This is a genomic window from Streptococcus pseudopneumoniae (genome assembly GCF_001076775.1).
Classification (GTDB): Bacteria; Bacillota; Bacilli; order Lactobacillales; family Streptococcaceae; genus Streptococcus; species Streptococcus pseudopneumoniae_G.
In genome coordinates, this window is record NZ_JVGV01000018.1 from 66,253 (window position 1) to 88,301 (window position 22,049).

23 protein-coding genes, 1 tRNA gene and 1 pseudogene are annotated in these 22,049 nt (G+C 41.5%); 23 read left to right on the top strand and 2 right to left on the bottom strand.

Translation table 11 applies throughout. The annotated features are described in order from the left end of the window. The first annotated feature begins 15 nt into the window (after nucleotides 1–15). From murA to ADJ60_RS04640, 4 genes are all read left to right on the top strand, one after another. Entirely contained in the window at nucleotides 16–1,299 is a 1,284-nt protein-coding gene (gene murA, locus ADJ60_RS04625) for a UDP-N-acetylglucosamine 1-carboxyvinyltransferase (RefSeq protein ID WP_049543726.1), read from the top strand. Continuing rightward, nucleotides 1,292–1,480 carry a DNA-directed RNA polymerase subunit beta gene (locus ADJ60_RS04630; RefSeq protein WP_025169706.1) on the top strand — a complete coding sequence of 63 codons (189 nt, stop codon included), beginning with the start codon at nucleotides 1,292–1,294 and terminating at the stop codon, nucleotides 1,478–1,480. Before murA ends, ADJ60_RS04630 begins: the two co-directional genes overlap by 8 nt. A 38-nt stretch (nucleotides 1,481–1,518) precedes the next feature. Further along, entirely contained in the window at nucleotides 1,519–2,343 is an 825-nt protein-coding gene (gene endA, locus ADJ60_RS04635; RefSeq protein ID WP_049543728.1) for a DNA-entry nuclease EndA, read from the top strand. 268 nt (nucleotides 2,344–2,611) lie between these two features. Further along, nucleotides 2,612–3,943 (top strand): hemolysin family protein, encoded by a 1,332-nt coding sequence (locus tag ADJ60_RS04640; protein ID WP_049543730.1) that lies wholly within the window; start codon nucleotides 2,612–2,614, stop codon nucleotides 3,941–3,943. Between the two features lie 197 nt (nucleotides 3,944–4,140). Here the strand turns inward: ADJ60_RS04640 and ADJ60_RS04645 are convergent. Then, nucleotides 4,141–4,211, bottom strand: a tRNA-Cys gene (locus tag ADJ60_RS04645). Nucleotides 4,212–4,368: 157 nt separating this feature from the next. On the opposite strand from ADJ60_RS04645, the gene ADJ60_RS04650 reads away from it, so the two are divergent. The 19 genes and pseudogenes from ADJ60_RS04650 (at nucleotide 4,369) to yidD (ending at nucleotide 20,967) form a co-directional block, all read left to right on the top strand. Beyond that, nucleotides 4,369–6,348 (top strand): peptide ABC transporter substrate-binding protein, encoded by a 1,980-nt coding sequence (locus ADJ60_RS04650; RefSeq protein ID WP_020902007.1) that lies wholly within the window; start codon nucleotides 4,369–4,371, stop codon nucleotides 6,346–6,348. A 66-nt stretch (nucleotides 6,349–6,414) separates the two neighbouring features. Next, nucleotides 6,415–7,911 carry an ABC transporter permease gene (locus ADJ60_RS04655; protein WP_049543732.1) on the top strand — a complete coding sequence of 499 codons (1,497 nt, stop codon included), beginning with the start codon at nucleotides 6,415–6,417 and terminating at the stop codon, nucleotides 7,909–7,911. Next, on the top strand, nucleotides 7,911–8,837 hold the full coding sequence (gene oppC, locus ADJ60_RS04660; RefSeq protein ID WP_049486660.1) for an oligopeptide ABC transporter permease OppC: 927 nt from the start codon (nucleotides 7,911–7,913) through the stop codon (nucleotides 8,835–8,837). Before ADJ60_RS04655 ends, oppC begins: the two co-directional genes overlap by 1 nt. An 8-nt stretch (nucleotides 8,838–8,845) precedes the next feature. Further along, nucleotides 8,846–9,913 (top strand): ABC transporter ATP-binding protein, encoded by a 1,068-nt coding sequence (locus ADJ60_RS04665; protein ID WP_000159550.1) that lies wholly within the window; start codon nucleotides 8,846–8,848, stop codon nucleotides 9,911–9,913. A 10-nt stretch (nucleotides 9,914–9,923) separates the two neighbouring features. Further along, a complete protein-coding gene (locus ADJ60_RS04670; RefSeq protein ID WP_001291285.1) occupies nucleotides 9,924–10,850 on the top strand; it encodes an ATP-binding cassette domain-containing protein in 927 nt (308 codons plus the stop codon). A gap of 455 nt (nucleotides 10,851–11,305) precedes the next feature. Beyond that, nucleotides 11,306–12,283, top strand: coding sequence for an ABC transporter substrate-binding protein (locus ADJ60_RS04675; protein ID WP_049543735.1), 978 nt, complete (start codon nucleotides 11,306–11,308; stop codon nucleotides 12,281–12,283). Nucleotides 12,284–12,294: 11 nt separating this feature from the next. After that, nucleotides 12,295–13,188: an ABC transporter permease gene (locus tag ADJ60_RS04680; RefSeq protein ID WP_000011439.1), complete on the top strand. Its 894-nt coding sequence runs from the start codon at nucleotides 12,295–12,297 to the stop codon at nucleotides 13,186–13,188. A 12-nt stretch (nucleotides 13,189–13,200) separates the two neighbouring features. Beyond that, nucleotides 13,201–14,004 (top strand): ABC transporter ATP-binding protein, encoded by an 804-nt coding sequence (locus ADJ60_RS04685; RefSeq protein ID WP_000157661.1) that lies wholly within the window; start codon nucleotides 13,201–13,203, stop codon nucleotides 14,002–14,004. 69 nt (nucleotides 14,005–14,073) lie between these two features. Then, a pseudogene (locus ADJ60_RS04690) lies at nucleotides 14,074–14,661 on the top strand (alpha-glucosidase C-terminal domain-containing protein); the annotation flags it as partial. A 141-nt stretch (nucleotides 14,662–14,802) separates the two neighbouring features. Then, the gene (locus ADJ60_RS04695) at nucleotides 14,803–15,051 is read left to right on the top strand and encodes a YneF family protein (RefSeq protein ID WP_000364990.1); all 249 of its coding nucleotides are present in this window, start codon (nucleotides 14,803–14,805) and stop codon (nucleotides 15,049–15,051) included. Between the two features lie 200 nt (nucleotides 15,052–15,251). Beyond that, nucleotides 15,252–16,046: a glutamate racemase gene (gene racE, locus ADJ60_RS04700; RefSeq protein WP_049543738.1), complete on the top strand. Its 795-nt coding sequence runs from the start codon at nucleotides 15,252–15,254 to the stop codon at nucleotides 16,044–16,046. Beyond that, nucleotides 16,043–17,014, top strand: a complete 972-nt coding sequence (locus ADJ60_RS04705; protein WP_049543740.1) for a nucleoside-triphosphate diphosphatase — start codon at nucleotides 16,043–16,045, stop codon at nucleotides 17,012–17,014. The genes racE and ADJ60_RS04705 overlap by 4 nt, the downstream gene beginning before the upstream one ends. Next, the gene (locus tag ADJ60_RS04710) at nucleotides 16,990–17,511 is read left to right on the top strand and encodes a metallophosphoesterase (RefSeq protein WP_049543741.1); all 522 of its coding nucleotides are present in this window, start codon (nucleotides 16,990–16,992) and stop codon (nucleotides 17,509–17,511) included. Before ADJ60_RS04705 ends, ADJ60_RS04710 begins: the two co-directional genes overlap by 25 nt. After that, nucleotides 17,508–17,969: a cyclic-di-AMP-binding protein CbpB gene (cbpB, locus tag ADJ60_RS04715; RefSeq protein ID WP_049543743.1), complete on the top strand. Its 462-nt coding sequence runs from the start codon at nucleotides 17,508–17,510 to the stop codon at nucleotides 17,967–17,969. Before ADJ60_RS04710 ends, cbpB begins: the two co-directional genes overlap by 4 nt. Continuing rightward, nucleotides 17,966–18,700 (top strand): site-specific tyrosine recombinase XerD, encoded by a 735-nt coding sequence (xerD, locus tag ADJ60_RS04720; protein ID WP_342585572.1) that lies wholly within the window; start codon nucleotides 17,966–17,968, stop codon nucleotides 18,698–18,700. Before cbpB ends, xerD begins: the two co-directional genes overlap by 4 nt. Then, entirely contained in the window at nucleotides 18,700–19,428 is a 729-nt protein-coding gene (locus ADJ60_RS04725) for a segregation/condensation protein A (protein WP_049543747.1), read from the top strand. The genes xerD and ADJ60_RS04725 overlap by 1 nt, the downstream gene beginning before the upstream one ends. A gap of 18 nt (nucleotides 19,429–19,446) precedes the next feature. Continuing rightward, nucleotides 19,447–20,016 carry an SMC-Scp complex subunit ScpB gene (gene scpB / locus ADJ60_RS04730; RefSeq protein ID WP_049543749.1) on the top strand — a complete coding sequence of 190 codons (570 nt, stop codon included), beginning with the start codon at nucleotides 19,447–19,449 and terminating at the stop codon, nucleotides 20,014–20,016. After that, on the top strand, nucleotides 20,003–20,725 hold the full coding sequence (locus tag ADJ60_RS04735) for a pseudouridine synthase (RefSeq protein ID WP_001222228.1): 723 nt from the start codon (nucleotides 20,003–20,005) through the stop codon (nucleotides 20,723–20,725). The genes scpB and ADJ60_RS04735 overlap by 14 nt, the downstream gene beginning before the upstream one ends. Beyond that, nucleotides 20,725–20,967 (top strand): membrane protein insertion efficiency factor YidD, encoded by a 243-nt coding sequence (yidD, locus tag ADJ60_RS04740; RefSeq protein ID WP_049543751.1) that lies wholly within the window; start codon nucleotides 20,725–20,727, stop codon nucleotides 20,965–20,967. The genes ADJ60_RS04735 and yidD overlap by 1 nt, the downstream gene beginning before the upstream one ends. A 107-nt stretch (nucleotides 20,968–21,074) precedes the next feature. On the opposite strand, the gene ADJ60_RS04745 is transcribed toward yidD, so the two are convergent. Continuing rightward, a complete protein-coding gene (locus ADJ60_RS04745) occupies nucleotides 21,075–22,040 on the bottom strand; it encodes a siderophore ABC transporter substrate-binding protein (RefSeq protein WP_049543753.1) in 966 nt (321 codons plus the stop codon). Between the last annotated feature and the right edge of the window lie 9 nt (nucleotides 22,041–22,049).

The following is a 22,049-nucleotide window of genomic DNA, read 5'->3' on the forward strand; positions in this document are numbered from 1 at the left end:
GTAAAGGAAATAAGTATGGAAAAAATTGTGGTTCAAGGTGACGATAATCGTCTGGTAGGAAGTGTTACGATCGAAGGAGCAAAGAATGCAGTCTTGCCCTTGTTGGCAGCGACTATTCTAGCCAGTGAAGGAAAGACTGTTTTGCAGAATGTTCCTATCTTGTCAGATGTTTTCACTATGAATCAGGTGGTTCGCGGTTTAAATGCCAAGGTGGATTTTAATGAAGAAGCTCATCTTGTTGAGGTGGACGCGACTGGCGATATCACTGAGGAAGCTCCTTACAAGTATGTCAGCAAGATGCGCGCATCCATCGTTGTCTTGGGACCAATCCTTGCTCGTGTGGGGCATGCTAAGGTATCCATGCCAGGTGGTTGTACGATTGGTAGCCGCCCTATTGATCTTCATTTGAAAGGTCTGGAAGCCATGGGAGCTAAGATTAGTCAGACAGCTGGTTACATCGAAGCCAAGGCTGATCGCTTGCATGGCGCTCATATCTACATGGACTTCCCAAGTGTTGGTGCTACGCAGAACTTGATGATGGCAGCGACTCTAGCTGATGGGGTAACAGTGATTGAAAATGCTGCGCGTGAGCCTGAGATTGTTGACCTAGCTATTCTCCTCAATGAAATGGGAGCTAAGGTAAAAGGTGCTGGTACAGAGACCATTACCATTACTGGTGTTGAGAAACTTCATGGTACGACTCACAATGTGGTCCAAGACCGTATTGAAGCAGGAACCTTTATGATAGCTGCTGCCATGACTGGTGGTAATGTCTTGATTAAAGACGCTGTTTGGGAGCACAACCGTCCCTTGATTGCCAAATTGCTTGAAATGGGAGTGGAAGTGACAGAGGAGACTGAAGGAATTCGAGTTCGTTCTCAACTAGAAAAACTAAAAGCTGTGCATGTAAAAACCTTGCCCCACCCAGGATTTCCAACAGATATGCAGGCTCAATTTACAGCCTTGATGACCGTCGCAAAAGGTGAATCAACCATGGTGGAGACAGTTTTTGAAAATCGTTTCCAACATCTAGAAGAAATGCGTCGCATGGGCTTGCATTCTGAGATTATCCGTGATACGGCTCGTATTGTTGGTGGACAACCTTTGCAGGGAGCAGAAGTTCTTTCAACTGACCTTCGTGCCAGTGCTGCCTTAATTTTGACAGGTTTGGTAGCGCAAGGAGAAACCGTTGTTGGTAAATTGGTTCACTTGGATAGAGGTTATTACCGTTTCCATGAGAAGTTGGCGCAGCTAGGTGCTAAGATTCAGCGGATTGAGGCAAGTGATGAAGATGAATAAGAAATCAAGCTACGTAGTCAAGCGTTTACTTTTAGTCATCATAGTACTGATTTTAGGTGTTTTAGCCCTAGGAATTGGTTTAATGGTCGGTTATGGAATCTTGGGCAAGGGTCAAGATCCATGGGCTATCCTGTCTCCAGCAAAATGGCAGGAATTAATTCATAAATTTACAGGAAATTAGGCTGGAGAACCAGTCTTTTTCTAGAGATAAGGAGAAAAATGGATAAAAAAACAAGACAGACACTAATCGGACTGCTAGTGTTATTGCTTTTGTCTGCAGGGAGCTATTATATCAAGCAGATGCAGTCGACAGCTAATAGTCCCAAAACCAAGCTTAGTCAGAAAAAACAAGCGTCTGAAGCTCCTAGTCAAGCATTGGCAGAGAGTGTTTTAACAGACGCAGTCAAGAGTCAAGTAAAAGGGAGTCTGGAGTGGAATGGCTCGGGTGCTTTTATCGTCAATGGTAATAAAACAAATCTAGATGCCAAGGTTTCAAGTAAACCCTACGCTGATAATAAAACAAAGACAGTGGGCAAGGAAACCGTGCCAACTGTAGCAAATGCCCTCTTGTCTAAGGCTACTCGCCAGTATAAAAATCGTGAAGAAACGGGGAATGGTTCGAATTCATGGACTCCTCCGGGATGGCATCAGGTTAAGAATCTAAAGGGGACTTATACTCATGCGGTCGATAGAGGTCATTTATTAGGCTATGCCTTGATAGGTGGCTTGGATGGTTTTGATGCCTCGACAAGCAATCCTAAAAATATTGCTGTTCAAACAGCCTGGGCAAATCAGGCGCAAGCCGAGGATTCGACAGGGCAAAACTACTATGAAAGCATGGTACGCAAGGCCTTGGATAAAAACAAGCGTGTCCGTTACCGTGTAACCCTTTATTACGCTACAAATGAGGATTTAGTTCCTTCAGCTTCACAGATTGAAGCCAAGTCTTCAGACGGAGAATTGGAATTCAATGTTCTAGTTCCCAATGTTCAAAAGGGGCTTCAACTGGATTACCGAACTGGAGAAGTAACGGTCACTCAGTAAAAGATAAGATAAACTCCTATGTCACTTGTGGATGTAGGGGTTCTTTTTTGGACAATTTAAGTAGGACTAGAATAGACACTGATACTCAATGAAAATCAAAGTGCAAACTAGGAAGCTAGCCGTAGGTTGCTTAAAGCACAGCTTTGAGGTTGCAGATGAAGCTGATGTGGTTTGAAGAAATCTTCGAAGAGTATGAGAAAAAATAATATGTACTGGACTAAATTTTGTGATATAATAAAGGATAAGTTACTATTTTAGGAGAAGAACTATGGAAGACCCAAGTAGTCAGAATTTGTTGCTACAATTTGTTTTATTGTTTATCTTGACGGTATTAAATGCCTTTTTCTCAGCTACAGAAATGGCCATGGTGTCACTAAACCGTGCGCGGGTTGAACAAAAGGCAGAAGAAGGAGATAGACGCTATATCCGTCTGCTGAAGGTACTAGAAAATCCTAACCACTTTTTATCAACTATTCAAGTAGGGATTACCCTGATTACGATTTTGTCAGGGGCGAGTTTGGCAGAAACTCTGGGACGAGAAATTGCATCTTGGCTTGGAAATGGCGAAACAGCTTATGCTATTGCAAGTTTTCTATCTTTAGCATTTTTGACTTATATTTCCATCGTTTTTGGGGAATTGTATCCTAAAAGAATCGCTCTTAATCTAAAGGATGCCTTGGCGATTCGTACAGCGCCAGTTATCATTGGGCTTGGGAAACTAGTTAGTCCCTTTGTTTGGCTCTTGTCTGCATCTACCAATCTCTTGAGTCGCTTGACTCCTATGACCTTTGACGATGCTGATGAAAAAATGACCCGTGATGAAATTGAGTACATGTTGACAAATAGTGAAGAAACACTAGATGCTGACGAAATTGAAATGTTACAAGGAATCTTTTCACTGGACGAATTAATGGCCAGAGAAGTCATGGTTCCTCGAACGGATGCCTTTATGGTAGATATTCAGGATGATAGTCAAACCATCATCCAAAGTATTTTAAAACAAAATTATTCTCGTATCCCTGTCTATGATGGGGATAAGGACAATGTGATTGGGATTATTCATACCAAGAGTCTCCTTAATGCGGGCTTTGTGGACGGTTTTGACAATATTGTTTGGAAGAAAATCTTACAAGATCCTCTTTTTGTTCCTGAAACTATTTTTGTGGATGACTTGTTAAAAGAATTACGCAATACCCAAAGACAAATGGCGATTTTGTTAGATGAATACGGTGGAATGGCTGGTTTGGTGACACTTGAAGACCTCTTAGAGGAAATCGTTGGGGAAATCGATGACGAAACAGATAAGGCTGAAATCGAAGTTCATAAAATTGGAGAAGATACTTATATTGTTCAAGGTACCATGAATCTCAATGATTTTAATGACTACTTTGATGTTGAACTGGAAAGTGATGACGTTGATACCATCGCTGGTTACTATTTGACAGGAGTGGGGACCATTCCAACGACTGAAAAGCTCAGCTATGAGTTGGTAAGCCAAAACAAACAGCTTATCCTAACCAATGATAAAGTGAAAAATGGACGTGTTACCAAGGTAAAAGTCCAAATTACCGAAGTTGAAATAGAAGAAGAAACAGAGTAAACTAGAGGCTTTTGTCATCATGCGTGACAAAGCTTTTTTCAGTTGATTTTAAAAGGGAATAGTATCCTCGAAAAACTCAGTCCCCAAATCCGCCCCAAAACTTTTCTAAATCTATCCTTATTTATCCAAAGAAAAAGAAAAAAGCCCTTCAAATTGGGCTTTCTGTTCATGTGAAACCTGATAAATCAAGTTATAGAAGGCGGTAGACGGATTTGAACCGACGATCAAGCTTTTGCAGAGCCGTGCCTTACCACTTGGCTATACCGCCTTAACGTTTATTATTATACCTTGAAAATGATTTTCAGTCAATAGCTTTTTCAGATTTTTTGTGTCAATAAGCCTAAATATTCTGAAAATTCGTTTACTTTTCTTGAAATCTATGGTATAATTGATGATAACCTATACTTTATCAGAGGAGTAAATAAATGAAAAAAAGTAGAGTCTTTGTTGCAGCAGGAGTTGCTTTATTGGCAACAGGTGTGTTAGTAGCTTGTGGGAATTCAAAATCATCTGATTCGACAGCTCCAAAAACCTATGGCTATGTCTATTCGGCTGACCCAGAAACATTAGATTATATTATTTCTGGAAAAGAGAGTACGAAAGTGGCTACTTCAAACGGGATCGATGGCCTCTTCACAAATGACAAATACGGGAATTTGACTCCTGCGGTTGCAGAAGACTGGTCTGTATCAAAAGATGGATTGACATATACCTACAAAATTCGTAAAGGTGTCAAATGGATGACATCCGATGGTGAAGAATATGCCGAAGTGACTGCTAAAGACTTCGTGAATGGATTGAAACATGCGGCAGATAAGAAATCAGAAGCTCTATATCTAGCTGAAACTTCTGTTAAAGGTTTATCTGATTATTTGGCTGGGAATTCAAAAGATTTCTCTACAGTAGGTGTTAAAGCGGTTGATGACTATACTCTTGAGTATACTTTGAACCAACCAGAACCTTACTGGAACTCTAAGATGGTTTATTCAATTTTCTGGCCATTAAACGAAGAATTTGAAAAATCAAAAGGCTCTGATTTTGCTAAAGCGACAGATCCTACATCATTGCTATATAATGGACCTTTCTTGCTTAAAGGTTTGACTGCTAAATCTTCTATCGAATTTGCTAAGAACGAGCAGTACTGGGATAAAGAGAATGTTCATTTAGATACAGCAACACTTGCATATTTTGATGGTTCGGACCAAGAATCACTTGAGCGTAACTTTACAAGTGGAGCTTATAGTTTTGCTCGTCTTTACCCAACAAGTTCAAACTTCTCAAAGGTAGAGGAGTCATACAAGGATAATATTTTCTACACTCCGTCAGGAGCTGGTATTGGAGGTTTAGGTGTAAATATCGATCGACAAAATTACAAATATACATCTAAAACGACAGATGAAGAGAAAACATCTACTAAGAAAGCTCTTCTTAACAAAGACTTCCGCCAAGCCTTGAACTTTGCCTTTGACCGTACAGGTTATTCTGCTCAAGTTAACGGTAAAGAAGGTGCTCCTCTCGCAGTTCGTAATTTATTTGTGAAACCAGACTTTGTGACTGCAGGCGAAAAAACTTTCGGTGACTTGGTTGCTGAAAAAGTTAAGACTTATGGAGATGAGTGGAAAGATGTAAACTTTGCTGATGGTCAAGACGGTCTCTTTAACGCTGACAAAGCTAAAGCAGAATTTGCTAAAGCTAAAACTGCTCTGGAAGCAGAAGGTGTGAAATTCCCTATCCACTTGGATGTTCCAGTAGACCAAACCTCTAAAAACTTTGTCGCACGGATTCAGTCGTTCAAACAATCAGTTGAAAAAGTTTTAGGCGAAGAAAATGTTGTCATCGATATTCAACAAATTTCTAAAGATGAATTCTTTAATGCGACTTATTATGCTGCTAATGCGGCAGCTGAGGATTGGGATCTTTCAGGTGCGGTTGGATGGAATCCTGACTATGAAGATCCATCAACTTACCTTGATATCCTTAAATCAACTAATAGTGAGCAAACGAAAACTTATATGGGGTATGATGACCCATCAAATGCAGCTGCAGCTAAAGTTGGTGTGAAAGATTACGATAAATTGCTTGATGAAGCTGGAAAAGAAACAAGTGATCTTAACAAACGTTATGAAAAATATGCTGCTGCTCAAGCTTGGTTGACAGACAGTTCACTCTTCTTACCAGCTATGTCTTCTAGTGGTGCTGCACCATTCATTTCTCGTGTTGTACCATTCTCAGCTTCTTATAGCCAATCTGGAGACAAAGGTTCAAATCTCTACTTCAAATATATTCAGTTACAAGACAAAGTTGTAACAAAGGCTGATTATGAACAAGCTCGTGAGAAATGGATTAAAGAGAAAAAAGAATCAAACGAAAAAGTTCAAAAAGAATTGACTAAACACGTTAAATAAATAACTCTCAAGGGAACTTTCTCTCCATGAGGAGAAGGTTCTTTTGGGATTTAAAAAGGAAACGATATGAAGAAATATATTTTTATGCGTGTCTTGCGGTCATTGGTTTCTATCTTCTTAGTAACAACCTTGACTTACACGATTATCTATACAATGGTTCCTCGAAAATTGATTTTCAAACAGGATACCAACTATAACAAGATTGCGACAACTGCTGATAAGCGTGATAACTATGAGAACACTGTTTATGAGCGTATGGGCTATATCGAGTACTACGATACCAAGGAATTGCAAGAAAAAGCCAGCCAGATGGATGCCTCTGTAACAGTTGAAGCTAATGACACCAACAAGGCTATCTATGAAAAATACATCAAACAAATCGGTCATGGTTGGACCTTGGGAGAATTTACTGAAAGTGGCCAATTCTACGCTACTCGTGAAATCCCAATTTTTGAACGTGTTTTTCACTTCTATGCTAACTTGATTGATATTGACCATACAAATAAAATTCAAGACCCTGAAAATCCAGACTTGAAACGTTACCTTCGTTTTGAAAATGATCCAGCTATCGGATGGTCCTTGGTTGGTTCAGGAACTAAACACAAATATCTCTTGTACTTCAACAGTCAGTTCCCATTTGTGCATCAAAACTTTGTGAACATTAATTTAGGTGACTCTTATCCAACCTATGCTAATAGCCCTGTTTTACAGGTTATTACTCAGGGTCAAGGGCAAACAAAAACATCTCAAGTTCAGTTCCCAACAGGTAAGAAAACTTCTTCTGTAAATATTTACTCAAGAACCTACAAGTCTCCTAGTCAGGCTGATTCACGTGAAGTAGCTAACTATGGGAAAGATGACCCATATACTGCTACTGAAAGCAACTACCAATATCCTTCTATGATTGCTAGCTCTGCAATCGTTGGATTGATCGGTTTGGTGATTTCTTATGCGATTGCCGTGCCACTTGGTTCAGCTATGGCTCGCTTCAAGAACACTTGGATTGATAGCTTCTCAACAGGGGCTTTGACCTTCTTGATGGCTCTTCCAACCATTGCTTTGGTTTACATTGTTCGTTTGATTGGATCATCAATTGGTCTTCCAGATTCATTCCCTATCTTGGGTGCTGGAGATTGGCGTTCGTATGTTTTACCAGCAGTTATCCTTGGTTTATTGGGTGCTCCTGGTACCGCTATTTGGATTCGTCGTTACATGATTGACTTGCAATCACAGGATTTTGTTCGTTTTGCTCGTGCAAAAGGTTTGTCTGAAAAAGAAATTTCAAACAAACACATCTTTAAAAATGCCATGGTTCCGCTGGTTTCAGGGATTCCTGGTGCTGTTATCGGGGTTATCGGTGGTGCAACCCTTACTGAAACAGTCTTCGCCTTCCCAGGTATGGGTAAAATGTTGATTGACTCTGTAAAAGCATCTAATAACTCTATGGTCGTAGGTCTTGTCTTCATCTTTACATGTATTTCTATCTTCTCACTTCTTTTGGGAGATATTTGGATGACTATTATTGACCCACGTATTAAATTGACTGAGAAAGGAGGCAAATAATGTCTACAATCGATAAAGAAAAATTTCAGTTCGTAAAACGTGACGATTTTGCCTCTGAAGCCATTGATGCGCCAGCTTATTCATACTGGGGTTCAGTGTTTAGACAATTTATGAAGAAGAAATCAACTGTAGTCATGTTGGGAATCTTGGTAGCTATCATTTTGATGAGTTTCATCTACCCAATGTTTTCTAAGTTTGATTTCAATGATGTCAGCAAAGTGAACGATTTTAGTGCTCGTTATATTAAGCCAAATGCTGAGCATTGGTTCGGTACTGACAGTAACGGTAAATCGCTCTTTGACGGTGTTTGGTTCGGAGCTCGTAACTCTATCCTCATTTCTGTGATTGCGACAGTGATTAACTTGGTTATCGGTGTCTTTGTCGGTGGTATTTGGGGAATTTCGAAATCAGTAGACCGTGTGATGATGGAAGTTTATAACGTCATCTCAAACATCCCATCTCTTTTGATTGTCATTGTCTTGACTTACTCAATCGGAGCTGGATTCTGGAATCTGATTTTTGCAATGAGTGTAACAACATGGATTGGGATTGCCTACTCAATTCGTATCCAAATCATGCGTTACCGTGACTTAGAGTACAACCTTGCTTCACGCACACTCGGAACTCCAACATACAAAATTGTCATTAAAAATATCATGCCACAATTGGTATCTGTTATTGTTACGACTACATCACAAATGCTTCCAGCATTTATCTCCTATGAAGCCTTTCTGTCATTCTTTGGACTTGGATTGCCTATTACAGTACCAAGTTTAGGTCGATTGATTTCAGATTATTCACAGAACGTAACAACAAATGCATACCTCTTCTGGATTCCATTGACAACTTTGGTCTTGGTATCCTTGTCACTTTTCGTAGTTGGTCAAAACCTAGCGGATGCTAGTGATCCACGTACACATAGATAGGAGTAGAAATGACAAAAGAAAAAAATGTAATTTTGACTGCTCGCGATATTGTCGTGGAATTTGACGTTCGTGACAAAGTATTGACAGCCATTCGCGGCGTTTCCCTTGAACTAGTTGAAGGAGAAGTATTAGCCTTGGTAGGTGAGTCAGGATCAGGGAAATCTGTTTTGACAAAGACTTTCACAGGTATGCTTGAAGAAAATGGTCGCATTGCCCAAGGAAGTATTGACTACCGTGGTCAGGACTTGACAGCCTTGTCTTCTCACAAGGATTGGGAACAAATTCGTGGTGCTAAGATTGCGACTATCTTCCAAGATCCAATGACTAGTTTGGACCCAATTAAAACAATTGGTAGTCAGATTACAGAAGTTATTGTAAAACACCAAGGCAAAACAGCTAAAGAAGCGAAAGAATTGGCGATTGACTACATGAATAAGGTTGGGATTCCAGATGCAGATAGACGTTTTGATGAATACCCATTCCAATATTCTGGAGGGATGCGTCAACGTATCGTTATTGCTATTGCCCTTGCCTGCCGACCTGATGTCTTGATCTGTGATGAGCCAACAACTGCCTTGGATGTAACCATCCAAGCACAGATTATTGATTTGCTAAAATCTTTACAAAACGAGTACCATTTCACAACAATCTTTATCACCCATGACCTTGGTGTGGTAGCAAGTATTGCGGATAAGGTAGCAGTTATGTATGCGGGAGAAATCGTTGAGTATGGAACTGTTGAGGAAGTCTTCTATGACCCTCGCCATCCATATACATGGAGTCTCTTGTCTAGCTTGCCTCAGCTTGCTGATGATAAAGGGGATCTTTACTCAATCCCAGGAACACCTCCGTCACTTTATACTGACCTGAAAGGGGATGCCTTTGCCTTGCGTTCTGACTATGCAATGCAGATTGACTTTGAACAAAAAGCTCCTCAATTCTCAGTATCAGAGACACATTGGGCTAAAACTTGGCTACTTCATGAGGATGCTCCAAAAGTAGAAAAACCAGCTGTGATTGCAAATCTCCATGATAAGATCCGTGAAAAAATGGGATTTGCCCATCTGGCTGACTAGGAGGAAGGAAATGTCTGAAAAATTAGTAGAAATCAAAGATTTAGAAATTTCCTTCGGTGAAGGAAGTAAGAAGTTTGTCGCAGTTAAAAATGCTAACTTCTTTATCAACAAGGGAGAAACGTTCTCGCTTGTAGGTGAGTCAGGTAGTGGGAAAACAACTATTGGTCGTGCGATAATCGGTCTAAATGATACAAGTAATGGTGATATCATTTTTGATGGTCAAAAGATTAATGGTAAGAAATCGCGTGAACAAGCTGCGGAATTGATTCGTCGTATCCAGATGATTTTCCAAGACCCTGCCGCAAGTTTGAATGAACGTGCGACTGTTGATTATATTATTTCTGAAGGTCTTTACAATCATCATCTGTTCAAGGATGAAGAAGAACGTAAAGAGAAAGTTCAAAATATTATCCGTGAAGTAGGTCTTCTTGCTGAGCACTTGACTCGTTACCCTCATGAATTCTCAGGTGGTCAACGTCAACGTATCGGTATTGCCCGTGCCTTGGTCATGCAACCAGACTTTGTTATTGCGGATGAGCCCATTTCAGCCTTGGACGTTTCTGTGCGTGCCCAAGTCTTGAACTTGCTCAAAAAATTCCAAAAAGAACTTGGCTTGACCTATCTCTTTATCGCCCATGACTTGTCTGTCGTTCGTTTTATTTCAGATCGTATCGCGGTTATTTACAAGGGTGTTATTGTAGAGGTTGCAGAAACAGAAGAATTGTTTAACAATCCAATTCATCCATATACTCAAGCCTTGCTTTCAGCGGTACCAATCCCAGACCCAATCTTGGAACGTAAGAAGGTCTTGAAAGTATATGATCCAGATCAACACGACTATGAGACTGATAAGCCATCTATGGTAGAAATCCGTCCAGGTCACTATGTTTGGGCTAACCAAGCCGAATTGGCGCGTTACCAACAAGGGTTAAACTAATAATGGTTTTATAATTTCCATGTCAACTTTTATGGAAATTATAAACCTTTTTTTGTTGGACTGATTTGAAAAAACTTTGAAAGAGTTTTCGAAAGAATTTTCGAAAAATTTTAAAAAATTCTGAAATATTCTTGACAGCTAATGAAAAAGGTGGTAAGATAGGAAACATCAAAAAAAGAAAGCAGAAAAAGAAATGAACAAAAGACAAGCTGTAACTATGAATCAAAACTTTTACTTTAGCTACTTTAGATAGTGTTTGTAGACATGTCACCATGGATGCAAACAGTTCAAGCAATTTGTTTGTATCTATGTGGCTAAGATTTTTGATTGTGGTCCATATAGATGAATATCTAAATGGACTAGCTAAGTTGTAACTTGTTAGATTATTTCAAGCATCCGTTTAGATAGTATCTAGGCGGTTTTTTGTTTTATCTTTTCTGAGAAGGAGTTTCATTATGAAAGTTGTTCGAAAATTACTAGCCCCTCTCTTGGTAGTGGGTATCCTCTTGACCTCTCTGATCAGTTTGCATCAGTTGAAGGCAGATAAGAAAAAAGATGTTTTTCGTATCGGTATTTCGCAATTTATTACTCATCAATCTTTGGACGCTACTAGAGAAGGTTTTGTGGATGAGTTGGCTAAGCAAGGCTATGTTGAGGGGAAAAATATCGAGATTGATTTGCAAAATGCACAGGGAGAACAACGAAACCTAAAAACGATTTCCCAGCAACTAGCAGAATCTAGTGATGTCGTTCTAGCCATCGCAACGCCTTCTGCTCAGAGTTTGGCCAATACAACACAAACGACACCGGTTATCTTTTCAGCGGTAACAGATCCTGTCAGCGCCAAGTTGGTTGAGTCAAGAGAGCATCCTGGGGGCAATGTAACTGGGACAAGTGACCAGTCATCAGATGCCATTTCAACCCAAATCAATTTGATAAAGAAAGTTCTACCAAAGGCTAAAACGATTGGAATCCTCTATACTCAGAGCGAGCCAAACTCAGTTGTCCAAAAGGATGAAGCTAAGCGCCTTCTGGAAGAAAAAGGCTTTACCGTTGTTGAAAAAACAATCTTGGACAGTAACAACGTCAAGGCGGCAGCAGAAAGCTTGATGGCAGAAGTGGATATGGTTTTTGTACCAACGGACAATATCATTTCGTCAACCATGGAAACAGTTAAGCAGGTTTCTATTAAACACAAGGTTCCAGTATTCGGTGGCTCAACGGAAATGATTGCGGTTGGTGGTTTGTATAACTACGGTACCAATTATGAAGAATTGGGACGGCAGACAGCCCGCATGTTGATTCGTGTCTTAAAAGGTGAGAAACCAGAAAATATAGCAGTTGAGTTGCCTGAAAAACTGGAATTGCATACCAATCAAGAAATGGCAGATGCACTAGGAATTGATATTAGTAAGTTGGAAAGCAAGGAATAGGGAGGTTTAAGATGAGTTTTGTATTATCTAGTTTATCAGAAGGTTTGTTGTGGTCGATTATGGCCATTGGAGTTTACTTGACTTTCCGTATTTTGGATATTGCGGATATGACTGCTGAAGGAGCCTTTCCTTTGGGGGCAGCTGTCGTTGTATCGCAGATACAGGCAGGGACAAATCCTTGGATTGCGACCTTACTTGCTTTGCTGGCAGGTATGGTAGCTGGTCTTGTATCAGGAATGCTCCACACCAAGATGAAAATCCCAGCTCTCTTGACAGGGATTGTGACCTTGACAGGGCTTTATTCAATCAATATTAAAATCATGGGCAGTGTGCCCAACCTTTCCTTGGGAGATTCTTCAACTGTCTTTAAACAATTGGCGAGCTTGGGGCTGACAAATGAAGAAGCTGTTTTCTCATTCAGTTTGGCCTGTCTCCTACTTGTTTGTTTGGTCTTGACTCTTTTGATGAAAACGGAGATTGGATTGGTCTTGCGTTCGACTGGGGACAATATTCCGATGAGTGAGGCTAATGGGGTCAATGTAGACACCATGAAGATTGTTGGTTACATGATTTCAAATGGTTTGATTGCCCTGTGTGGTTCCTTGTTCGCTCAAAATGATGGATTTTCAGACGTAACCTCTGGGACAGGAACCATCGTTGTTGGTTTGAGTGCAGTTATTATTGCAGAAGTTTTGATACACGACTTGACCATTGGAGGTCGCTTGTTATCTATCGGAATCGGTGCCATTGTTTACCGTTTGATTATTTTAAATATCTATGAAATTCCAAATCTAGATCAAAACCTGGTACGTCTCTTTAATGCAATCTTGCTAGCCTTAGTGTTATTTGCACCAGAACTGCAAAAGAGATTAAAGATTCGTGGTTTGAAACTGAGAAATGAATAGGAGGAGAAAGTTATGGCAAGTTTGTTAACACTTGAAAATATTCACAAAACCTTTGAAGCAGGGACGGTCAATGAGAACCATGTCCTCAAAGGATTAGACTTAGAGGTTGAAGAGGGAGATTTTATCTCTGTGATTGGTGGAAATGGAGCAGGGAAATCCACTTTGATGAATATCTTGGCTGGCAATCTATCGGTGGATGAAGGGGACCTTTTATTGGCAGGCAAATCCATTAAAAATCTTAGTGTAAGAAAGAGAGCCAAGGATATTGCCCGTGTTTTTCAAGATCCTAAGATGGGAACAGCTTCTCGTTTGACGATTGAGGAGAATATGGCTATTGCCTTGAGACGCGGGCAGAAGAGAGGGCTTGGTTGGGGCGTGAAGGAGAAGGATAGAATCCAGTTCCAAGAGGCCTTGAAGGAGTTGAATATTGGTCTTGAAAACCGCTTAAAAGTAGATACTCAATATCTCTCAGGAGGCCAAAGACAGGCCTTGACCCTAGTCATGGCAGCTCTGGTGAAACCCAAACTTTTGCTTTTGGATGAACATACTGCGGCACTTGACCCGAAAACTAGTCAAATGGTGATGGATTTGACGCAAAAGATTGTGGAACACCATCAGTTGACGACTTTGATGATTACCCACGATATGAACCATGCGATTGAGTACGGAAATCGTCTCATTATGCTCTATCAAGGCAAGATAGTGGTGGATGTCAAGGGAGAGGAGAAAAAGCATCTGACGGTTGAAGACCTCATGCATCTCTTCCAGAAAAATAGTGGCCAAAGTTTGGTCAGTGATGAATTGGTTTTGGGATAAAGAAAAAGGCTGAGATCTGGTGTCTCAGTCTTTTATTTCTTACGCTTTGCAAAATCTACAAATAGAAATTCTCGTGGAACACCTTATATTTATATGGGCGAGGAAATCGGGATGATTGACCCAGACTATGATTCTATGGATAATTATGTGGATGTCGAATCGCTCAATGCTTATCAGATGCTCTTAGAAGAAGGGAAGAGTCAGGAAGAAGCCTTCCAGATTATTCAGGCTAAGTCGCGTGATAATTCACGAATTCCCATGCAGTGGGATTCTTCGGAAAATGCAGGCTTCACAGCAGGTACTCCTTGCCTCAAGGCAGGAAAATCCTACCCTCACATCAATGTAGAAAATGAAATCCAAGGTCCGATTTTCACCTTCTACCAAGACTTGATTCGACTTCGTAAAGAAATGCCTATCATCTCAGAAGGAAGTTACAAACCAGCCTTTGAAGATAGCAAACAAGTCTATGCTTTTGAACGCCAGTATGAGGCTCAAAAGTTACTAGTGCTCAATAATTTTTATGCCACAGAAGTGGAAATCGATTTACCAGTAGCCTACCAAAATGGACAAATTTTGATTTCAAACTATGAAGATGCAGAAGTGTCTGAAAAAATTCTACTAAAACCGTATCAAACGCTGGCTATTTATGTAAATTAAACTTAGTAAGGAGCCCTCTTTCGCAGAAAAGCAGGGTTCTTTTTGCTGTTTATTCCATCCCTGAAAGCGTAAAACAAACTGGTCAGGGTGGCTAGTTTATGGTATAATGAAAGAGACTCAAAAAGAAACAGGAGAAAAATGATGGATTTACTTTTAGCAATTGTATTGATTGTGCTAGCTTTTCTAGGAGGAGCTCTTGGAGGAATGTACTTGGTTCGTAAGCAAATTGAAAAAGAATTCGCTGACAACCCACGTTTGAATGCTGAAGCAGTTCGTACTCTTTTGAGTGCAAATGGTCAAAAACCAAGCGAAGCCAAGGTACAACAAGTTTACCACCAAATCATCCGCCAACAAAAGGCAGCCCTTGCTAACAATAAAAAGAAAAAATAAATAAGGAAAAGTCTGGGATGAAAGTTCCAGACTTCTCACTATGTTGGCTAAGGGTTTAGGGATGAGACTTTTTCCTTGCATTCTATTGATATTTGATTATGATTAAGAGAGATAGCTGTTGATTAGGCTGTCATTCAGTTCATAAGGATCAATAATCATAATGAACTATCAATCAGAAAAAAGACTAGAAAGAAGACTGTATGGATAATCGACCAATTGGTTTTTTGGATTCGGGTGTCGGGGGCTTGACCGTTGTGCGCGAGCTCATGCGCCAGCTTCCCCATGAAGAAATCGTCTATATTGGAGATTCGGCACGGGCGCCTTACGGACCCCGTCCTGCTGAGCAAATTCGTGAATATACTTGGCAGTTGGTCAACTTTCTTTTGACCAAGGATGTCAAAATGATTGTCATTGCTTGTAATACTGCGACTGCGGTCGTCTGGGAAGAAATCAAGGCTCAACTAGATATTCCTGTCTTGGGTGTGATTTTGCCAGGAGCTTCGGCAGCCATCAAGTCCAGTCAAGGTGGGAAAATCGGAGTTATTGGAACGCCCATGACAGTACAATCTGACATCTACCGCCAGAAAATCAACGATCTGGATCCGGACTTACAGGTGGAGAGTTTGGCCTGTCCCAAGTTTGCTCCCTTGGTGGAGTCGGGTGCCCTGTCAACCAGTGTTACCAAGAAAGTGGTCTATGAAACCCTGCGTCCCTTGGTTGGAAAGGTGGATAGCCTGATTTTGGGTTGTACCCATTATCCACTGCTCAGACCTATTATTCAAAATGTCATGGGGCCAAAAGTTCAGCTCATCGATAGTGGGGCAGAGTGCGTACGAGATATCTCAGTCTTACTTAATTATTTTGAAATCAATCGTGGTCGCGATGCTGGACCACTTAATCACCGTTTTTACACAACAGCCAGCAGCCAAAGTTTTGCACAAATTGGTGAAGAATGGCTTGAAAAAGAGATTCATGTGGAGCATGTAGAATTATGACAAATAAAATTTATGAATACAAGGATGACCAGGACTGGTATGTCGGCTCATATAGTATTTTTGGTGGTGTCCGGACATTGACTGATGAAGACTTGGATTTTCCTCTATTTGAGTTTGCCCAAAGATTTCGAGATGAGGAACAAGGTTTTCCGCTTTCAGTTACTATTTTACGCTATGGTTCTCTCTACCGTTTATTGTCTTTTGTGGTAGATATCCTCAACCAAGAAATGGGACGAAATCTGGAAGTCATCCAACGTCAGGGAGCTTTTCTCTTGATTGAAAATGGGCAACTCCTGCATGTAGCATTGCCTAAAGAAGGGGTCAATGTTCATGATTTCTTTGAGACAAGTAAGGTCAGAGAAACCTTATTGATTGCGACTCGAAACGAGGGCAAGACCAAGGAATTCCGAGCGATCTTTGACAAACTAGGCTACGATGTGGAAAATCTCAATGACTATCCTGACCTGCCTGAAGTAGCTGAAACAGGCATGACCTTCGAAGAAAATGCCCGTCTCAAGGCAGAAACCATTTCTCAATTAACGGGTAAGATGGTTTTGGCAGATGATTCAGGTCTCAAAGTCGATGTCCTTGGTGGCTTGCCAGGTGTCTGGTCAGCTCGTTTCGCAGGAGTGGGAGCTACTGACCGTGAAAACAATGCCAAGCTCTTGCACGAATTGGCCATGGTCTTTGAACTCAAGGACCGCTCGGCTCAATTCCATACAACCCTAGTCGTAGCCAGTCCAAACAAGGAAAGTTTGGTTGTTGAAGCAGACTGGCCTGGCTACATTAACTTTGAACCCAAGGGTGAAAATGGCTTTGGCTATGATCCTCTCTTCCTTGTGGGAGAGACAGGAAAATCATCAGCTGAATTAACCCTTGAAGAAAAAAATAGCCAATCTCACCGTGCCTTAGCCGTTAAAAAACTTTTGGAGGTATTTCCATCATGGCAAAGCAAACCATCATTGTAATGAGCGATTCCCATGGCGATAGCTTGATTGTGGAAGAAATCCGTAATCGCTATGTGGGCAAAGTTGATGCCGTTTTTCATAACGGCGATTCTGAACTGCGTCCTGATTCTCCCCTTTGGGAAGGCATCCGTGTTGTTAAAGGGAACATGGACTTTTACGCCGGCTACCCAGAACGTTTGGTGACAGAGCTTGATTCGACCAAGATTATCCAAACCCATGGTCACTTGTTTGACATCAATTTCAACTTTCAAAAGTTGGACTACTGGGCTCAGGAAGAAGAGGCCGATATCTGTCTCTATGGTCACTTGCATGTGCCAAATGCTTGGATGGAAGGCAAGACCCTCTTTCTAAATCCAGGTTCCATCAGTCAACCACGTGGGACCATCAGAGAATGTCTTTATGCTCGTGTGGAGATTGATGATAGTTACTTCAAAGTCGACTTTTTGACACGAGACCATGAGGTGTATCAAGGCTTGTCCAAGGAGTTTAGCCGATGATTGCCAAGGAGTTTGAGACTTTCTTGTTGGGGCAAGAAGAAACTTTTTTGACTCCTGCTAAAAATCTAGCTGTGTTGATTGATACTCACAATGCGGATCACGCGACCCTCTTGCTCAGTCAGATGACCTATACCCGTGTTCCTGTTGTGACAGATGAAAAACAGTTTGTTGGGACGATTGGGCTCAGAGATATTATGGCTTATCAGATGGAGCATGACTTGAGTCAAGAAATCATGGCAGATACGGATATCGTTCATATGACGAAAAGGAATGTAGCGGTTGTTTCGCCAGATTTTACCATTACGGAGGTCTTGCACAAGCTGGTAGATGAGTCTTTTTTACCTGTTGTGGACGCAGAAGGGATTTTCCAAGGGATTATCACGCGTAAGTCTATCCTCAAGGCTGTCAATGCTCTTTTGCATGACTTTAGTAAGGACTATGAAATTCGATGCAAATGAGAGATAGGATTTCAGACTTTTTAGAGGAAAAGCAGGGCTTGTCTGCCAATTCCAAGCAGTCCTATAAGTATGATCTGGAGCAATTTTTAGACATTGTAGGCGAGCGGATTTCTGAGACTAGTCTCAAGATTTACCAAGCCCAGTTAGCCAATCTAAAAATCAGCGCCCAGAAGCGAAAGATTTCGGCCTGTAACCAATTTCTCTACTTTCTCTATCAAAAAGGAGAAGTGGATAGCTTTTACCGCTTGGAATTAGCTAAACAAGCTGAAAAGAAGACCGAAAAGCCAGAATTGTTAGACCTAGACTCTTTTTGGCAGGAAAGCGACTATCCAGAGGGTCGCTTGCTAGCGCTCTTAATCCTAGAAATGGGCCTCTTGCCGAGTGAGATTTTAGCTCTCAAGGTTGCGGATATCAATCTGGACTTTCAGGTGTTGCGAATCAAGAAGGCTTCCCAACAGAGGATTGTCACCATTCCCACGACCTTGCTTTCAGAATTGGAACCCTTGATGGGGCAGACCTATCTCTTTGAAAGGGGAGGGAAAGCTTATTCCCGTCAGTGGGCCTTTCGTCAGTTAGAAGCTTTTGTCAAGGAGAAAGGTTTTCCAGCCTTATCAGCCCAAGCCTTGCGGGAACAGTTCATTCTACGACAAATTGAAAACAAGGTCGATTTGTACGAAATTGCAAAAAAATTAGGATTAAAAACAGTCCTGACCTTAGAAAAATATAGATAATGGATATTAAATTAAAAGATTTTGAAGGGCCCCTGGACTTGCTCTTGCACCTGGTTTCTAAGTACCAGATGGATATCTACGATGTGCCTATTACAGAAGTCATCGAACAGTATCTAGCTTATGTCTCAACCCTGCAGGCCATGCGTCTGGAAGTGACGGGTGAGTACATGGTTATGGCCAGTCAGCTCATGCTGATCAAGAGCCGCAAGCTCTTGCCAAAGGTGGCAGAAGTGACAGACTTGGAGGATGATCTAGAGCAGGATCTTCTTTCCCAAATCGAAGAATACCGCAAGTTCAAGCTCTTGGGTGAGAATTTGGAAGCCAAGCACCAAGAACGGGCCCAGCACTATTCCAAAGCGCCGACAGAGTTGATTTACGAAGATGCGGAGCTTGTGCATGACAAGACGACCATTGACCTCTTTTTGGCTTTTTCAAATATCCTAGCCAAGAAAAAAGAGGAGTTTGCACAGAATCACACGACTATCTTGCGGGATGAGTATAAGATTGAGGACATGATGGTTATCGTGAAAGAGTCCTTGACTGGACGAGATCAATTGCGCTTGCAGGATTTGTTTAAGGAAGCCCAGAATGTGCAAGAGGTCATTACCCTCTTTTTGGCAACCCTAGAGTTAATCAAAACCCAGGAGTTGATCCTCGTGCAAGAGGAGAGTTTCGGAGATATTTATCTCATGGAAAAGAAGGAAGAAAGTCAAGTGACCCAAAGCTAGACTTGATAGAGAGGAAAGATGAGTACTTTAGCAAAAATAGAAGCGCTCTTGTTTGTAGCGGGTGAAGATGGGATTAGAGTCCGCCAGTTAGCTGAACTCCTCTCTCTGCCACCGACAGGCATCCAACAGAGTTTAGAAAAATTAGCCCAGAAGTATGAAAAGGACCCAGATTCCAGTTTGGCTCTGATTGAGACAGGGGGCGCTTATAGATTGGTGACCAAGCCTCAATTTGCAGCGGTTTTGAAAGAATATTCAAAGGCACCTATCAACCAGAGTTTATCTCGGGCTGCCCTTGAGACCTTGTCCATCATTGCCTACAAACAGCCTATCACACGGATAGAGATTGATGCCATCCGTGGAGTCAACTCGAGTGGGGCCTTGGCAAAGTTGCAGGCCTTTGACTTGATACGAGAAGACGGGAAAAAAGAAGTGTTGGGTCGCCCCAACCTCTATGTGACTACAGATTATTTCCTAGATTACATGGGGATAAATCATTTGGAAGAATTACCAGTGATTGATGAGCTTGAGATTCAAGCCCAAGAAAGCCAATTATTTGGTGAAAGGATAGAAGAAGATGAGAATCAATAAGTATATTGCCCACGCAGGTGTGGCCAGTAGGAGAAAAGCAGAAGAGCTGATTAAGCAAGGTTTGGTGACGGTTAACGGCCAAGTGGTACGTGAACTAGCAACCACCATCAAGTCAGGCGACAAAGTCGAAGTTGAAGGTCAACCTATCTACAACGAAGAAAAGGTCTATTATCTGCTTAACAAACCACGCGGTGTCATTTCCAGTGTGACAGATGACAAGGGCCGCAAGACTGTTGTTGACCTCTTGCCCAACGTGAAAGAGCGTATCTACCCTGTAGGTCGTTTGGACTGGGATACATCAGGAGTCTTGATTTTGACCAATGATGGAGATTTTACGGATGAAATGATTCACCCTCGTAATGAGATTGACAAGGTTTATGTCGCGCGTGTTAAAGGTGTGGCCAATAAGGATAATCTCCGCCCCTTGACCCGTGGACTTGAGATTGATGGTAAGAAAACCAAGCCGGCTGTCTATGAGATTCTTAAAGTGGATCCAGTCAAAAATCGCTCTGTGGTGCAGTTGACTATCCATGAAGGGCGTAACCACCAGGTTAAAAAGATGTTTGAAGCTGTCGGTCTCCAAGTGGACAAGTTGTCACGGACTCGTTTTGGACATCTAGACTTGACAGGACTCCGTCCAGGAGAATCCCGTCGTCTTAATAAAAAAGAAATCAGCCAACTACACACCATGGCTGTAACCAAGAAATAATGAAACGAATTTTAATAGCGCCTGTGCGCTTTTACCAACGTTTTATCTCACCAGCCTTTCCACCCTCTTGTCGCTTTGAGCCGACTTGTTCCAACTACATGATTCAGGCTATTGAAAAACATGGCTTCAAGGGTGTTTTGATGGGCTTGGCTCGGATTTTACGTTGCCATCCCTGGTCGAAAACAGGCAAGGACCCCGTCCCAGACCATTTTGCCCTTAAACGGAATCAAGAAGGGGAATGAGGTTGGACAAACAGATTTCAAAATGATAAAAACGCATCCTATCAGGTTTGAGTGAGTCTGATAGGATGCGTTTTATCATGTAAAGATGTGATTGAGTTTGAAGCAACTTATTTCAAAGCTTTTTGTGCGTCTTCAATCATGAGTTTTGTTGATTCTAGACCGCCTCCGCTTAGATACCAGAGGTCTGGTGTTAGTTGGATGATCTTGCCATTTTTAGCAGCAGGAGTTTCAGCGATGAGGGCATTTTCTAGGACACCATCGTTGCTAGAGTTGTCACCACCGATGGCAAGGGTACGGTTGATAACAAAGAGGATGTCAGGATTGATTTCTTTGACACTTTCAAAGCTGACTTCTTGTCCGTGGCGTGAGTCTTCAAATTTTGTATCAGTTGGTTTGAATTTCAAGGTTTGGTACAAGAAAGAGAAACGAGATTGGGCACCAAAGGCTGCCATTTTTCCCTCGTTGAGGAGGATGGCAAGGGCTTTTTTGTCAGAACTTTCATTTTTAGTTGCGACTTCTTGAATGCTCTTGTCAAGTTTGGCCAATTCTTCCTTGGCTTTCTGTGTACCTGTTTCGCTGAAGGCGCTTGCTAGGGATTCGATATTAGCCTTGGTAGAAGTCCAGTAGTCATCTTTGCCTGCTTGGAAGAGAACAGTCGGAGCGATTTCGTTGAACTTATCTACGAATTTTTGGGTACGTGGTGAAGCGATAATCAAATCTGGTTCAAGAGCAGCAAGGGCTTCTAGGTCTGGCTCAACCATAGAACCAACATTTTTAACTTTTCCAGCTAGGTCTTTAAGATAAGTCGGAACAGTTTTTGTAGGCATTCCGACGATATTCTTTTCAAAACCTAAAGCGCGAATAGTATCCGCAGCACCGAGGTCAAAGGTCACAATCTTTTCAGGGACTTTTGAAAGTGTGACTACACCTAGTGAACTTTTAATGGTTACCTCTGTTGGAGCAGAGCTACTTGACTCCGTCTTACTAGTGCTTGAGTTTGTACTACATGCACCAAGTAGGAGCAAGAAGCTGGCCGCTAGGGCAGTGAGATAAAGTTTAAGGGATGTTTTCATGATTTCTCC